We start from the raw sequence: 14,046 nt of genomic DNA on the forward strand, positions 1-14,046 counted from the left end.
GCCGCCCTCCCCAGCCCGCCGCGCAGCGCAGGCGGTTGACGCATTGCGCCACGGCTGGCCGCTGGCGTTTGCGGGCGGGCCGACCTTGCTGCCGGTCGAAACCGCCATCGCCAGCGCGGCGAGCGCGCCGCAAATGCTGATTTCGGCGGCGCGCGCGGCGACGCTCAAACTCGCTAATCAGCGCGATGCCGCTGCCCCGCACGCCCCGGTGCTGATTGCGGGCGGAGAACGGTTCGACTTGCGCGATGCCCTGCCGATTGCCGATCCCGCGCTTGATCTGGGCAATCCGTTGAAAGGCCCGTTCAAGGCGCTGACCCTGACGTGGGAGGAAAGCGCGCGCGCCGCGCTCGAACTGGCGCGGATCGCCGGAATCCTGCCCGCCTTTCTGGTCGATCCGGCGGACGCGGGAGAGGCGGTTGCGGTCGCCCCGTCTGACCTTGCCGCCTATGCGAACGCCGGCGCGCTGCGGATCATCACCCGCGCGCGTCTGCCGGTCAGCGCCAGCGAGGATGCCGAAATCGTCGCCTTCCGATCCACCGCCGATTTGCGCGAACACGTCGCGCTGATCATCGGCAGGCAGACCGGCGACCGCCAGCCGCTGGTGCGGCTCCATTCCGAATGCCTGACCGGCGACATCCTCGGCAGCCTCAAATGCGATTGCGGCCCGCAACTGGACGGCGCGCTGCACGCAATGGCGCATGAGGCGAAGGATGCAGGCGGCTGGGGCGTGCTGCTCTATCTGCGGCAGGAAGGGCGCGGGATTGGGCTGATCAACAAACTGCGCGCCTATCGCTTGCAGGATCAGGGGTTCGATACGGTGGAGGCCAACCAACGGCTCGGCCTGCCCGATGAAGCGCGCGATTTCCCGGTAGCGGCACGGATGCTCGAACTGCTGGGGGCGACGACGATCCGCCTGCTGACCAACAACCCGGCCAAGGTGACATCGCTGGAAGCCGCCGGGATCACGGTGAGCGAACGGGTGGCGCATCAGCTCCCCGAAAACCCGCACAACGCCCGCTATCTGGCGACCAAGCGCGACCGGTCCGGGCATTTGCTGATCTAGTCCACCCCGAAATCCGCGTCGAGCGAGTCCTGCCACGCCTGCATCGCCGCATCATGTTCGGGCGTGCCGGGGATGCGATCGGGGCGCTGGGGGATGGCGGCGGCTGGGTCGATCCAGACTGTCTTCGCTCCCGTCGGCGTGGCGAGCCGGGCGATGGCGGCGAACTGCGGCTCAGGCGCGGCGATCCAAAAGGTCGAATTGACCGCTGCCCCGGGTTTCACGCGCGCCGCCGCCTTGGCGAAGGCGGCCACCAGCCCATCCGGATCGCAGGGCGCGGCGAAGGCGGCGTCGGTGGGGAAGTCCAGAACTTCTGTCACTTCATCGCGCAGCCACTTCACGGATTCGCGGTAGCGGGGATGGTCGCGCGGGAACAACACCGTGGTCGAAGTCGAAAGTTCGAACGGCGGCTCGGTACTGAGCCGCCCGTGCGCCTCGCGCAGGTATTCATGCCAATCCTGCTCCTCACAACCCTGCGGCGGCGTGAGCGGGGCCTTGCGCTCGGCGAGCCACTTCGCCTCCGCCGCGATCATCGCCGCCCTGACTGCCGCAGTGGCGGCCAGCGCAGACTCCCACTGCGCCGCCGGGGGCAAGGTCACCGCCCCGTCAGCCAGCGCGATGGTGAAGGGGACGGTCTCCACATCCTCCCCCAGCCCGCCGCCATGCGGGACCACCACGGGGATGACGACGCTGGCACCATCGGCTGAAAAGCCCTCACCCTTGCTCCAGTAGACCGAGCTGACCGAGCGCGGCAGGGCGATCATGTAATCTTCCGGCACCAGATCAGTCAGGCTGAGCGAGCGCACCAGCGCGCCCTCCGGCCCGTAGATTACGACCACATGCTCGCCGTGGCCTATGCTGTGCCAGTTATCGAAGGTGACGACATGGCGACCATTATCGGCCACCAGCACGGTGACCGGCGCCACCGGGTTGGCGAGCGGCCCGGCCCACACCGGCTGCCACTTGTCCCGCGCATCGCGCTTTTCAAGCAAGCCGAGCGGCGCGGGGCGCTCCACCGGCATCCCGCTTTTCTCCGCCGCCACTTCCCCGCGGAAATAGTCGAGCTGGCTGCCAATATGGGCGGGGGTGACGGTGAAGCGGAACTGGCCGTTGGCGGAGAGCGTCGTCTCGGTCTCGGGCATTGCCCAGCTATCCGCGCGTGCCTGTACGCCTAGCAGCAATGCGACCGCCGCTAGACACAGCGCGGCTAACGACAAGCGGTTGATCGAGCGGGCTTTCGTCATGGGTGAAGCATACGCCACCCCAACGGAGGTGCAAGCGTTAACGCTGTTCGTATGGCTTCAGCCCGGCGGCCAGCTTGTTGCCCTGCATCACGATCCGCGAACCCGTCCAGTCGGCGAAGAATACGCTTTGGCGCTGCAGGCCGGGGACGAAACGCGCTTCGTTGTTCACGACCTCCAGCCCGTCGGACGAATGCAGCAGGTCTTCCGCGCCGAGAGCGATGAAGGCCGAATAATTCTCCTTATCGCGCCCCTGCACGAACCAGTTGTCGGCGATCCGGCCCGCGCTGCCCGCGGGCAGATCGATCATGTAATTGGTGGCGCGCCCGTTTGCGTCGTCAAAGCTGTTGCCTTCGATCACCACCTCGGCAGCGCGCGCCTTGAGATAATGCCCGCCGGTGCCGCGTTCGAACCGCGATTCGCGCACCGTCAGCGATCCGTAATTGCCGATATACAGCGAATGCGCGCAGCCTGCGGAGTTCTCGCAGGTGCCCAGCCCGCTGAAGGTTGACCGGGTGATATAGATGCGCCCCTGCGGATCATCGCCTGTCAAAATGCCCTGCTGGCTGTTTTCAAACCGGGCATAGGCGACATTGAGCGCGCCCTGTTCCAGCCGGATGCCCGCGCCATTGCCATCGGCCACCGCCAGATTGCTGAAGGTGATCCCGCGCACTTCGGCCCCGGTGCCGCGCAGCACCAGCGCGGCCTTGCCCTCGCAGGATCGGCCCGCAAAAGTCACGCTTCCCGGTTCAACCGCGACATAGGTGATGACGCCTTGTTCCTGAACAGCGCACTGGCGATAGGTGCCGGGCGCAATGCTGATCGTGGCGCGGGTGTTGCCGATGGCGTTGACCGCGTCCTGCAAGGTGGCGAAACTCTGCCCGCTTTCGACCACGGTAAAGGCACCGGGAACAGGCTGGGCGACCAGCATCGCGGTGGGCAGCGCGGCAACCCCGGTAAGGGCCAGCAAGGCAAAGGAGCGGGCGTAGTTCATGCCTGCAATCCTACCCGCCAATGGTTAAAGCACCATTTGCCACTTGGCGTTGCCCCCCCGGCTTGGCTACACCCCTGATCAAGGCTGCGGGCACCGGCCCGCGCGTAACCCTATCTGAGGAGAGACACTGATGAAAACCTTTGCCCCACTGGCCGCCCTTGGCGGTGCCGCGCTGTTGCTGAGTGCCTGTGGCAGCGCCGATGATGCCTCGACCGAAGCCAGCGCCGACACGGTGGAAATGCCCGCTGACGAAGCGTTGAGCGCAGTGACCGATGAGGCCGTGGCCGATCCTGACGCCACCGCGACCGATGCGCCTGCCACTGACGCCGAAGTTGAGGCCGGGGCGGAACAAGCCGCTGATGCCGCTGCCAATGTTGCGGCAGAAGCTGCTGCTGCGGCCGAAGCGGCCAGCGAGTAAGACTAATGGCACCGCGCCTGCTGATCGCGCTCGGCCTCGCGCTTGCCCTTGCTGCCTGCGGCGGCGACCGGGCGAGCGCGCCGGGCGGAGTCAGCGAAGGCGAGGCCAGGGCGCTCGACAAGGCAGCGGCGATGCTCGATCAACGCCGCCTGCCGCCCGAGGCCATCCCAGCCGAACCGGCCCCTGCCGAAATCGCAGGCGACAATGCCAGTCAGCAATGATCCGGCGCCTGTCGTGAAACGCGAGAGCGCCGCCGCCCAAGGACAATGAACACCATGAATGTCTCTGCCACAATTCCCGCACCGTTTAATCCCGGTATGGATGAGGACGTGTTCGAACAATTTGCCGAGCAGCTCACCCGCTATGTCCGTGAACGGCTGATCCCGGCCGAAGCGCAGGTGATCGCCGAAGATCGCGTGCCCGAAGATATCCTGAACGAGATGCGCGAGATGGGGTTGTTCGGTCTGTCAGTGCCGGAAGAATATGGCGGCGCGGGGCTGAACACGGCGCAATATGCCCGCGTGGTGAACATCATGGCCTATGCCGCGCCCGCCTATCGGTCGATTTTCTCGATCAATGTCGGGATGTTTGCCAGCGCGCTGAAAAACGGTGCGACCGCAGCGCAGAAGGCCGAATGGTATCCGCAGATCGCCGCGGGCAAGATCGCCTGTTTCGGCCTGACCGAGCCGGGTTCGGGCAGCGATAGCGCCGGATTGCAGACCACCGCCGTGCCCGACGCGCAAGGCAATGGCTGGATCCTCAACGGCACCAAGCGTTACATCACCAACGCCCCCCACGCCGATGTCGCGCTGATCATGGCGCGCACCAACAAGGAAGCCCTGCCCAAAAACGCGCACGTTTCCGCCTTTCTGGTGCCGATGAACGCGCCGGGCGTTTCGACCGGGTCGCCCGACAGGAAGATGGGCCAGAGCGGATCGCACATTTCCGACATCATGCTCGATGATGTGCGCGTGCCGGGCGATGCACTGCTCGGCGGGGAAACCGGCAAGGGCTTTGTCTTCGCGATGAAGAGCCTTGATAATGGACGCATTTCGGTCGGCGCGGCGGCGACCGGCTATGCCCGCCGCGCGCTCGATTCGGCGCTGCGTTATGCCAATGAACGCAAAGCATTTGGCGAACCGATCGCCAATTTCCAGCTGATCCAGCAGATGCTGGCCGACAGCGAGATCGAGATTTACGCTGCCGAAGCGATGATGGCGGATGTCACCGCGCGGGCCGACCGGGGCGAAAGCATTCTGGTCAAGGCCGCCGCGTTCAAGGTGTTTGCCTCGGAAATGTGCGGCCGGGTGGTTGACCGGGTGGTGCAGATTTACGGCGGCGCGGGATACCTCGCCGAATATGACGCCGAACGCTTCTTCCGCGATGCCCGCATTTACCGCATCTACGAAGGCACCACGCAGATCCTGCAACTCCAGATCGCCAAGCACATGCTGCGCGAATGGAGGGATTCTTGATCCTCCCCGAAACGGGGAGGTGGCAGACGCCGAAGGCGGCTGACGGAGGGGACTCTCCGATAGCGGGGCCCGGGCGGCGAATCCCCTCCACCATCCTGCGGATGGTCCCCCTCCCCGAAACGGGGAGGAACTGATGTATAACCTCCTCTCCGACCTTTCGATCATCGAAGTTTCCAGCTTCGTCGCCTCGCCCACGGCGGGGCTATACTGCGCGCAGATGGGCGCGGAGGTGATCCGGGTTGATCACACGGCGGGCGGGCTGGATTACAACCGCTATTTGCTGACGGCAGAGGGGCGCTCGCTCAGCTGGGAAAACCTCAACCGCGCCAAGAAATCGGTCGCGCTCGATCTGCAATCGGGCGCGGGGCGCGAATTGTGCGTGGAGCTGGCGGCGACCACGGGCCAGCTGATCACCAACCTGCCCGAACAAAGCTTTCTTGCCCACGCGGCACTACAGGCGCGCCGCGCCGATATGATCTCGCTGCGGATCATGGGCTGGCACGATGGGCGTCAGGCGATGGATTTCACCGTCAACGCCGCTTCGGGTTATCCGCTGATGTGCGGGCCGGAAGATTGGGACGCGCAAACCGCGCCGCCGGTCAATCAGGTGCTGCCCGCGTGGGATTTCATCACCGGGGCATACTGCGCCTTCGCCATGCTCGCCGCGCTGCACCACCGGGGCCGCACGGGTGAGGGCAACGAGGTGCGCGTGCCGCTGGGCGATGTGGCGATTGGCACGCTCGCCAATTCGGGTGCGATGGCGGAAATGCTCTATCGCGGCGCGGACCGCGAACGGTTGGGCAATGCGATCTGGGGTGCGTTCGGACGCGATTTCCGCAGCCGCGACGGGGTGCGCTTCATGGTCGCCGCTTTGACGCCCAAGCAGTGGCGCGGGCTGGTCACGGCATTCGGATTGCAGCAGGGTATCGCCGCGCTGGAGGCGGAACTGGGCGTGCGCTTTGCCGACGGGGATACGCCCCGGTTCCAGCACCGCGCCGCGCTGTTCGCGCTGTTCCAGCAGGCGGCGGACGGTTTTGATTACGCCGCGCTGGCTGCGCGCATGGCGGCCGAGGGCTGCACCTTCGAACGCTATCGCACCGCTTACGAAGCCGCCAATGATCCGGCGCTGGTGGCAGACAACCCGCTGTTCGGCTCCGCGCCCGCCAACCCCAGCGGCTTCGACTATCCCGCCACCCGCAGCTTTGCCAACCTGCCGGGGCGCGACGCGGGCGACCCTGCCCCTGCGCCTTTTCTGGGTGAGCATACCGAAGAGGTGCTGGCCGAGCGGCTGGGGCTATCGCCCGGCGCTATTGCCAAGCTGGTCGATGCCGGGACGGTGGCATTGAGTGACAAAACCACAATTTAGGACAGACCATGACCAGAAGAGCCGCCATCTGCACCCCGCTGCGCACCCCCGTGGGCAAGTTCCTCGGCGGGCTATCCAGCCTTAACGCGGGCCAATTGGGCGCGGTAATCCTGAAAGCGTTGATGGAACGCAGCGGGATCGATCCGGCGCGGGTCGATGACGTGGTGTTTTCGCAAGGCTACGGCAATGGCGAAGCGCCGGCGATTGGCCACTGGGCATGGCTGGCGGCGGGACTGCCGATCGAAGTGCCGGGATTCCAGCTTGATCGCCGCTGCGGATCGGGCGTGCAGGCGGTGGCGACGGCAGCGATGATGGTCGAGACCGGGATGGCCGATGTGGTGGTTGCGGGCGGCGTCGAATCGATGTCGAACGTCGAACATTACACGCTCGCCGCGCGCGGCGGTTCGCGGATGGGCGACATCACGCTGCATGATCGCCTCAGCCGGGGGCGGGTGATGAGCCAGCCGATCGAACGCTTCGGCGTGATTACCGGGATGATCGAAACCGCCGAAAACCTCGCCAAGGATTACGGCATTTCGCGCGAGGCCGCCGATGCCTTCGCGGTGCGCAGCCACCAGAACGCCGCCAAGGCGTGGGCCGACGGCAAGTTTGCCGAACAATTGGTGCCGGTCGCAATTCCCCAACGGAAGGGTGATCCGGTAATCTTCGATCACGACGAAGGGTACCGCGCCGATGCCAGCATGGAAACGCTCGGCAAGCTTTCGGCGCTTGATATCAAACGCGACCCCGCCGCCATCGTCACCGCCGGCAATGCCAGCCAGCAGAACGACGCAGCGTCTGCCTGTCTGGTGGTGGCCGAAGACAAGCTTGAGGAGCTCGGCCTCACCCCGATGCTGTGGTTCGGCGGCTGGGCAGCGGCGGGGTGTGATCCGTCGCGCATGGGGATCGGCCCGGTGCCTGCGGTGGAGCGCCTGTTCGCGAGGGCCGGGTATTCGTGGGACGATATCGGGCTGGTCGAACTCAACGAAGCCTTCGCCCCGCAGGTGCTCGCCGTGCTGAAAGGCTGGGGCTGGAGCGAGGACGATTCGCGCCGCGACATCCTCAACGTCAACGGATCGGGCATCAGCCTTGGCCATCCCATCGGCGCGACCGGGGGGCGCATCCTTGCCGACATGGCGCACGAAATGCATCGGCGCGGGGCGCGCTATGGGCTGGAAACAATGTGCATCGGCGGCGGTCAGGGGATCGCGGCGGTGTTTGAGCGTGCAGCATGAGTTTCGACGCGTGGATCGGGCGGGAGGTTCGCGCCAGCGACCGGCTGGATGAAAGCTTGGCGGCGCGCTGGCTTGCGACCTTTGACCTGCCGCGCCCCCGCCCGGCGATCATGCCTCTGGGCATCCACTTTGCGCTGTGCACCCCGGACGCGCCGACCGCCAATCTGGGCGAGGATGGCCACCCGGCGCGCGATAATAGCGCGGACAGTTTCCTGCCGCCCTTCCCCATGCCGCGCCGGATGTGGGCCTCCTCGAAGATGCAATTCGTCGCGCCCATCGCCATCGGGTCAGTGATTGAGCGGGTCAGCTGCGTCGCATCGGTGAGCGAAAAGCCGGGCGGATCGGGCCGCCTCGCCTTCGTCGATGTCGAGCATACCACGCGCGCGAACGGCACGATCGCGGTGATCGAAACGCAGACGCTGGTCTATCGTGATGCCGCAAGCGCCGATGCGCCGCTATCGCCGCCCGCTCTGGGCGAGGCGCAATTCGATCCCGCCGGGTGGGACGCGCACCGCAGCCTGACGCCGGACGCACGCCTGCTGTTCCGCTATTCCGCGCTGACCTTCAACACCCACCGCATCCATTACGACGCGCCCTATGCGCAAACCGTCGAGCGCTATCGCGGGCTGGTGGTGCACGGGCCGTTGATCGCGAGCCTGCTGCTGCAACTGGCGGCGCAGGAACTGGGTGAGAACCGCTTGCACACGTTCCAGTTTCGCGGGCTGTCCCCCGCGATGGCAGGCGAGCCGCTGCATCTGGTGCTGCGCAAAAACGACGCGGGCTATGATCTCGCCGCCTTTGCCGATGACGGGCGGCAGGTGACGGGGGCGAGCGCGGCGCTTTAACCCACCGGATAATCCGCAATCGGTTTGAGCACGCCGTATTTCTCCGTGGCAGGCTTGCGCCCCAGTTCAGGAAAATCGATCGCGGGCGGCTCCTCATGCGTATCCGGCACCCGTTCGAGCAAATCGCGGATCAGCGTCAGCCGTCCGCGCCGCTGATCGTTGAAATCAACGATCCGCCACGGCGCGTGTTTGGTGTGGGTCGCCGCCAGCATCGCCTCTCGCGCTGCGGTGTAGGTATCATATTTCTCGCGCGCGGCGAGATCGATCGGGGACAGTTTCCAGCGTTTGAGCGGGTCATCCAGCCGTTCGCGCAGGCGTTCCTCCTGCTGTTCCTGATCGGTCGCCAGCCAGTATTTGAACAGCAGGATGCCGTCATCGGTCAGCAGTTTTTCAAACACCGGAACCGCGTCCAGAAACGCATCGACCTGCGCATCGCTGGCGTAACCCATCACCTTTTCCACGCCCGCGCGGTTATACCAACTGCGGTCGAACAGCACGATTTCGCCCGCGTGCGGCAGGTGCGCGACATAGCGCTGAAAATACCACTGGCTCGCCTCGTCCTCGCTCGGTTTGGATAGCGCCACGGTGCGGCACTGGCGCGGGTTCAGCTTATCACGCACCGCGGTAATCGCGCCGCCCTTGCCCGCCGTGTCGCGCCCTTCGAACAATATCACGATCCGCGCGCCGCAACATTTGGCCCAGCGCGCCATGCTCACCAGTTCATGGGTCAGCGGTTCGAGCGCCGCTTCATAATCCTTGCGCTTCATCCCCATGCTCGCCTCCTCAATTGTCCTTGCGGCACTGGCGTGGTAGTATCATATGAAACAATATGGCCACGCTCACCGATCTTGCCCCTGATTACACCGTCTTGCCCGAAATGGCGGGCGATGTCTTTACCGCGCCGCTGGCGAAGCCCAAGCATGTCGGCGCGGATTGGCTGGAGCCTGCGCAAACCGCCTACACCGCCGAAGATAACGCCGTGTGGGACGATCTGTTCGCGCGCCAGATGGAGGTGCTGCCCGGTCGCGCCTGCGCGGCGTTCCTGCACGGACTTGAAAGGCTCGACCTGGGGCGCGGGGGCGTGCCCGAATTCGGCCGTCTGTCCGAAGAACTCGGCGCGCTCACCGGGTGGAGCGTGGTTCCCGTGCCGATGCTGATCCCCGATCACGTGTTCTTCTGGCACCTTGCCAACCGCCGCTTTCCCGCTGGCAATTTCATCCGCACGCGCGACACGTTCGACTATATTCAGGAACCCGACGTGTTCCACGATGTGTTTGGCCATGTGCCGATGCTGACCGACCCCACCTATGCCGATTATATGCAGGAATATGGCCGCGCCGGGTGGAAGGCGATGCGTTACAACCGGCTGAAAGCACTGGGCGCGCTGTATTGGTACACGGTTGAATTTGGCCTGATTGCCGAAGCAGGCGGCGTGCGCGCTTACGGCGCGGGCATATTGTCCGGGCCGACCGAGGCGCGCTTTGCGGTCGAGGCGCAAAGCCCCAACCGCATCATGCTGAATGTCGACCGGGTGATGCGCACCGATTACGTGATCAGCGATCTGCAACCGACCTATTTCGTGATCGAGAGTTTCGACGACCTCTACCGCCAGACGGTGGAGCGCGATTTTGACCGGCTGTATCGCAATCTTTCCGCCGGGTTCACCTATGCCAATTCGGCGGTGATCGATGTCGATAATGTGCTGCACCGGGGAACGCAGGAATACCACCTGCGCGGCGGGCGCGGCAGCGCGGCGGTGCCGGTTTAGCGCACGGTCCAGCCATTCTAGAATCAGGCCCAATCCCCCAGCAGCGGGGTGAACTCGTCAACCCGGATCAGCTGCCAGACCCCGCCGGTAAGGTAGGGATCGCCCGCGAGCACCGCCCGCGCGGCGGCTTCGTCCTGGGCTTTGACGATCAGCAGCGTGCCGATGATCAACCCGTCGGCGCGTTTCAGGGGGCCGACGATCACGAAATGATCGGCGTTGGCGTGGATGAAATCGAGATGCGCCGGGCGGTGGATCGCGCGCAGGCGGCCACCATCTTCGCCATCGCGGCAATGAAAGCAGAACATTCGCATTGGCGTGACCCCCTGTGATGAAGCGCAGGCTAACCGGGCGATGCCACGCGATCAAGCAGCGCGCCGGGAGTTCTGCCTGCAAACACTAGCCTTGAAGCGCCGCCGCCATGCGTCCAAGGCGCGGATTTGTGACCCGACTCGTTTCAGGTGATATCATTTATGGCTAACCGTACAGCTACCGCCCCTGCTTTTGCCCCGATCGACCGCACCGCGCTGCGCCGCGCCTATCGGTTGGAAGAGGAGGCCTGCATTGCCGAGCGGCTGGATCAGGCCGCCCCGGCGGCGCAGGTGCATGGCGGCGCGGCCGCGCTCGCGATCGATCTGATCGAAGGCGCGCGCGCCCACAAGGCCAGCGGGATCGACGCATTCCTCCAGCAATACGGGCTCGACACCGATGAAGGCATCGCGCTGATGTGCCTTGCCGAAGCGCTGCTGCGCGTGCCCGATGCCGCCACCGCCGATGCGCTGATCCGCGACAAGATCGGGCAGATCGAATGGGGCGACCATCTCGGCGAAAGTTCCTCCACCTTTGTCAATGCCGCCACCTTCTCGCTGATGCTGACGGGCGAGGTGCTCGATCCGCCCGAAGCCCATCAACGCGGCATGGGCAGCGTGCTCAAACGCGCGATGAACCGGCTGGGTGAACCGGTGATCCGCTCCGCGACAATGCAGGCGATGAAGATCCTTGGCGGGCAGTTCGTGTTCGGTCGCACCATCGACGAGGCGCTGAAACGCGCCGCGCCTGAACGCGCGGCTGGCATCACCCACAGTTTCGATATGCTGGGCGAGGCGGCGATGACCTTTGCCGATGCCGAGAAATACCGGCAGGCCTATGACGCCGCGCTCACCCGGTTGACGCGGGAGGCGGGGGCCGGGATCACCGGATCACCGGGGATTTCGTTGAAACTGTCGGCGCTTTACCCCAAATATTCGTTCCTCCACGCCGATGCGGCCACGGCGGCAATGGTGCCGATGATCAAGGCGCTGGCGCTGCGCGCGCGCGATGCCGACATCCACTTCACCATCGACGCCGAAGAGGCCGAACGGCTCGAACTCAGCCTTGATATCATCGAGGCGCTGGTGGCTGATGATGAACTGTTCGCCCGCCCCGATGGCAGCCGCTGGGACGGCTTTGGCCTGGCCATCCAGGCCTATCAGAAACGCGGCGTGGCGGTGTGCGACTGGGCGGGCAAGCTCGCCCGGCGGCATGGGCGCCGCCTGTTCGTGCGGCTGGTCAAGGGCGCATACTGGGACAGCGAGATCAAGCTGTCGCAGGTTGGCGGCCATGGCGATTACCCGGTGTTCACCCGCAAGGTGGCGACCGATGTGTCCTACCTCGCCTGCGCCGCGCGGTTGTTTGAACACGGCGACGTGCTGCACAGCGCGTTTGCCACCCACAACGCCTATACCATCGCCGCGATCAAACAGATGGCCGAGGCATCAGGCTGCGACGCGGCAGGCCAGCCAAAAGCATTTGAATTCCAGCGCCTGCATGGGATGGGCGAGGAAGTTTACGCGGCATTGCGCCGGATCGAGGGCGACAATCCCACCCCGGTGCGGATCTATGCGCCGGTTGGCGGGCACAAGGACTTGCTCGCCTATCTGGTGCGCCGCCTGCTGGAAAACGGGGCCAATACCAGCTTCGTCAACCGCATGGGTGATGCCGATATCCCGGCCGAAGAACTGGTCGGCGATCCGGTCGCGGAACTCGCCGCGCTCAGCCCCCGCCGCAATCCGGCGATCCCGCTGCCCAAGGACATTTTCGGCAGCCGCTTGAACAGCGCCGGGATCGACCTGTCCGATCCCACCGTGCTCGGGCCGTTGCAGGCGCAGCTGGCGTCGCTCGACGGGGCGCTGTGGCGGGCCGAGCCGACCTTCCCGGCGGCCACCCCCGGCGAAACCGCCCCGATCACCATGCCGCATGATCTCGCCAGCGTGGTCGGCACCCGCCGCGATGCCACCGCCGAGGAGGTTGAGGCCGCCTTCACCCGCGCCGCCGCGATCCAGCCCGGCTGGGATGCGCTGGGCGGCGAAGCGCGCGCGCTACTGCTCGAAGAAGCCGCCGATCTGTTCGAGACGCACACCGCCGAATTCCTGTCGCTATGCCAGCGCGAGGCGGGCAAGACCTTGATGGACGCAGTGCTCGAACTGCGCGAGGCGGTCGATTTCCTGCGCTATTACGCCGCCGAGGCGCGCCGCCAATTCAGCGAGCCCACCATCCTGCCGGGGCCGACGGGGGAGGAAAACACCATTGCCCTGCACGGGCGCGGGGTGTTTGCCACGATTTCCCCGTGGAACTTCCCGCTGGCGATTTTCATCGGCATGGCGTCTGCCGCGCTGGCAGCGGGCAACAGCGTGATCGCCAAGCCCGCCGAACAGACCCCGCTGATCGCCGCCTTCGCGGTCAAACTGTGCCACGAAGCAGGCATTCCGCCCGAAGCACTGCAACTGCTGCCCGGCGCGGGCCACGTCGGCCAGATGATCACCGCCGATCCGCGGCTGGCCGGAATCGCCTTTACCGGGTCGACCGAAACGGCACAGGCGATCAACCGGACACTGGCCGCGCGTGACGGGCCGATTGCCACGCTGATCGCCGAAACCGGCGGGCAGAACGCGATGATCGTCGATAGCTCGGCGCTGCCCGAACAGGTGGTGCGCGATGTGCTGGCGAGCTCATTCCAGAGCGCGGGGCAACGCTGTTCGGCGCTCCGGGTGCTGTATCTGCAAGACGACATTGCCGATGAGATGCTGGAGATGATCCGCGGCGGGTTCGAAGCGCTGACCATCGGTGATCCGGCCAACATCGCCACCGATGTCGGCCCGGTGATCGATCCCGATGCGCAGGCGCGGCTTGAACGCCACGTCGCGCGCTGCGAGGCGAGCGAACGCAAGGTCACGCGCCTGACGCTGCCGCCTGAAACAGCCAAGGGGTGCTTTGTCGCTCCGACCATAGTCGAACTCGGTTCGATCCGCGATCTTGCCCGCGAACATTTCGGGCCGGTGCTGCACGTCGCGCGGTTCCGTTCGGACGGGTTGGCGCAGGTGATCGAGGATATCAACGCCAGCGGATACGGCCTCACGCTCGGCCTGCACAGCCGCATCGCGGAAACCCGGCGGTTCGTGCAAGCCCGCGCGCGGGTCGGCAATTTCTACGTCAACCGCAACCAGATCGGCGCGGTGGTGGGCAGCCAGCCCTTCGGCGGCGAGGGCCTGTCAGGCACCGGGCCGAAAGCGGGCGGGCCGCATTACCTCGCCCGGTTCGCGACCGAACGGGTGATGACCATCGACACCACCGCGGCGGGCGGCAATGCCAGCCTGCTGGCGGCGGGTTAA

At 65.7% G+C, this 14,046-nt stretch carries 13 protein-coding genes; 9 read left to right on the top strand and 4 right to left on the bottom strand.

The annotated features are described in order from the left end of the window. Positions 1-43 precede the first annotated feature (43 nt). Positions 44-1,063, top strand: coding sequence for a GTP cyclohydrolase II (ribA, locus tag ACSSV3_RS00550; RefSeq protein ID WP_354325136.1), 1,020 nt, complete (start codon positions 44-46; stop codon positions 1,061-1,063). On the opposite strand, the gene ACSSV3_RS00555 is transcribed toward ribA, so the two are convergent. Further along, positions 1,060-2,304, bottom strand: coding sequence for a hypothetical protein (locus tag ACSSV3_RS00555; protein ID WP_354325134.1), 1,245 nt, complete (start codon positions 2,302-2,304; stop codon positions 1,060-1,062). The genes ribA and ACSSV3_RS00555 overlap by 4 nt on opposite strands. Positions 2,305-2,341: 37 nt before the next feature. Beyond that, positions 2,342-3,295 carry a right-handed parallel beta-helix repeat-containing protein gene (locus tag ACSSV3_RS00560; protein ID WP_354325133.1) on the bottom strand — a complete coding sequence of 318 codons (954 nt, stop codon included), beginning with the start codon at positions 3,293-3,295 and terminating at the stop codon, positions 2,342-2,344. A 130-nt stretch (positions 3,296-3,425) separates the two neighbouring features. Between ACSSV3_RS00560 and ACSSV3_RS00565 the strand changes: the two genes are divergently transcribed. The 6 genes from ACSSV3_RS00565 (at position 3,426) to ACSSV3_RS00590 (ending at position 8,634) form a co-directional block, all read left to right on the top strand. Further along, the gene (locus tag ACSSV3_RS00565; protein WP_354325131.1) at positions 3,426-3,713 is read left to right on the top strand and encodes a hypothetical protein; all 288 of its coding nucleotides are present in this window, start codon (positions 3,426-3,428) and stop codon (positions 3,711-3,713) included. 5 nt (positions 3,714-3,718) lie between these two features. Then, positions 3,719-3,934, top strand: coding sequence for a hypothetical protein (locus ACSSV3_RS00570; protein ID WP_354325129.1), 216 nt, complete (start codon positions 3,719-3,721; stop codon positions 3,932-3,934). A gap of 45 nt (positions 3,935-3,979) precedes the next feature. Beyond that, the gene (locus tag ACSSV3_RS00575) at positions 3,980-5,188 is read left to right on the top strand and encodes an acyl-CoA dehydrogenase family protein (protein ID WP_454184727.1); all 1,209 of its coding nucleotides are present in this window, start codon (positions 3,980-3,982) and stop codon (positions 5,186-5,188) included. Positions 5,189-5,321: 133 nt separating this feature from the next. Continuing rightward, entirely contained in the window at positions 5,322-6,554 is a 1,233-nt protein-coding gene (locus ACSSV3_RS00580) for a CoA transferase (protein ID WP_354325127.1), read from the top strand. A gap of 8 nt (positions 6,555-6,562) precedes the next feature. After that, on the top strand, positions 6,563-7,789 hold the full coding sequence (locus ACSSV3_RS00585) for an acetyl-CoA C-acetyltransferase (protein ID WP_354325125.1): 1,227 nt from the start codon (positions 6,563-6,565) through the stop codon (positions 7,787-7,789). Next, positions 7,786-8,634: a hypothetical protein gene (locus ACSSV3_RS00590; protein WP_354325123.1), complete on the top strand. Its 849-nt coding sequence runs from the start codon at positions 7,786-7,788 to the stop codon at positions 8,632-8,634. Before ACSSV3_RS00585 ends, ACSSV3_RS00590 begins: the two co-directional genes overlap by 4 nt. On the opposite strand, the gene ppk2 is transcribed toward ACSSV3_RS00590, so the two are convergent. Then, positions 8,631-9,407 (bottom strand): polyphosphate kinase 2, encoded by a 777-nt coding sequence (gene ppk2 / locus ACSSV3_RS00595; RefSeq protein WP_354325121.1) that lies wholly within the window; start codon positions 9,405-9,407, stop codon positions 8,631-8,633. The genes ACSSV3_RS00590 and ppk2 overlap by 4 nt on opposite strands. A 56-nt stretch (positions 9,408-9,463) precedes the next feature. Between ppk2 and phhA the strand changes: the two genes are divergently transcribed. After that, complete coding sequence (gene phhA, locus ACSSV3_RS00600) at positions 9,464-10,402, top strand: phenylalanine 4-monooxygenase (RefSeq protein ID WP_354325119.1); 939 nt, start codon at positions 9,464-9,466, stop codon at positions 10,400-10,402. A 23-nt stretch (positions 10,403-10,425) separates the two neighbouring features. Here the strand turns inward: phhA and ACSSV3_RS00605 are convergent, their stop codons facing one another. Then, positions 10,426-10,713, bottom strand: coding sequence for a YciI family protein (locus ACSSV3_RS00605; RefSeq protein WP_354325118.1), 288 nt, complete (start codon positions 10,711-10,713; stop codon positions 10,426-10,428). Between the two features lie 159 nt (positions 10,714-10,872). Here ACSSV3_RS00605 and putA point away from each other — a divergent pair, with 159 nt between their 5' ends. Next, on the top strand, positions 10,873-14,046 hold the full coding sequence (putA, locus tag ACSSV3_RS00610) for a bifunctional proline dehydrogenase/L-glutamate gamma-semialdehyde dehydrogenase PutA (RefSeq protein ID WP_354325116.1): 3,174 nt from the start codon (positions 10,873-10,875) through the stop codon (positions 14,044-14,046).

This window comes from Porphyrobacter sp. MBR-49 (assembly GCF_053628655.1).

Excerpts from the sequence above, each read along its gene's own strand:
- phhA (WP_354325119.1), top strand. The coding sequence starts at position 9,464 with ATGGCCACGCTCACCGATCTTGCCCCTGATTACACCGTCTTGCCCGAA.
- ACSSV3_RS00605 (WP_354325118.1), bottom strand. The coding sequence starts at position 10,713 with ATGCGAATGTTCTGCTTTCATTGCCGCGATGGCGAAGATGGTGGCCGC.
- ACSSV3_RS00590 (WP_354325123.1), top strand. The coding sequence starts at position 7,786 with ATGAGTTTCGACGCGTGGATCGGGCGGGAGGTTCGCGCCAGCGACCGG.
- putA (WP_354325116.1), top strand. The coding sequence starts at position 10,873 with ATGGCTAACCGTACAGCTACCGCCCCTGCTTTTGCCCCGATCGACCGC.
- ACSSV3_RS00560 (WP_354325133.1), bottom strand. The coding sequence starts at position 3,295 with ATGAACTACGCCCGCTCCTTTGCCTTGCTGGCCCTTACCGGGGTTGCC.
- ACSSV3_RS00580 (WP_354325127.1), top strand. The coding sequence starts at position 5,322 with ATGTATAACCTCCTCTCCGACCTTTCGATCATCGAAGTTTCCAGCTTC.
- ACSSV3_RS00570 (WP_354325129.1), top strand. The coding sequence starts at position 3,719 with ATGGCACCGCGCCTGCTGATCGCGCTCGGCCTCGCGCTTGCCCTTGCT.
- ACSSV3_RS00565 (WP_354325131.1), top strand. The coding sequence starts at position 3,426 with ATGAAAACCTTTGCCCCACTGGCCGCCCTTGGCGGTGCCGCGCTGTTG.
- ACSSV3_RS00575 (WP_454184727.1), top strand. The coding sequence starts at position 3,980 with ATGAACACCATGAATGTCTCTGCCACAATTCCCGCACCGTTTAATCCC.
- ACSSV3_RS00555 (WP_354325134.1), bottom strand. The coding sequence starts at position 2,304 with ATGACGAAAGCCCGCTCGATCAACCGCTTGTCGTTAGCCGCGCTGTGT.
- ppk2 (WP_354325121.1), bottom strand. The coding sequence starts at position 9,407 with ATGGGGATGAAGCGCAAGGATTATGAAGCGGCGCTCGAACCGCTGACC.
- ACSSV3_RS00585 (WP_354325125.1), top strand. The coding sequence starts at position 6,563 with ATGACCAGAAGAGCCGCCATCTGCACCCCGCTGCGCACCCCCGTGGGC.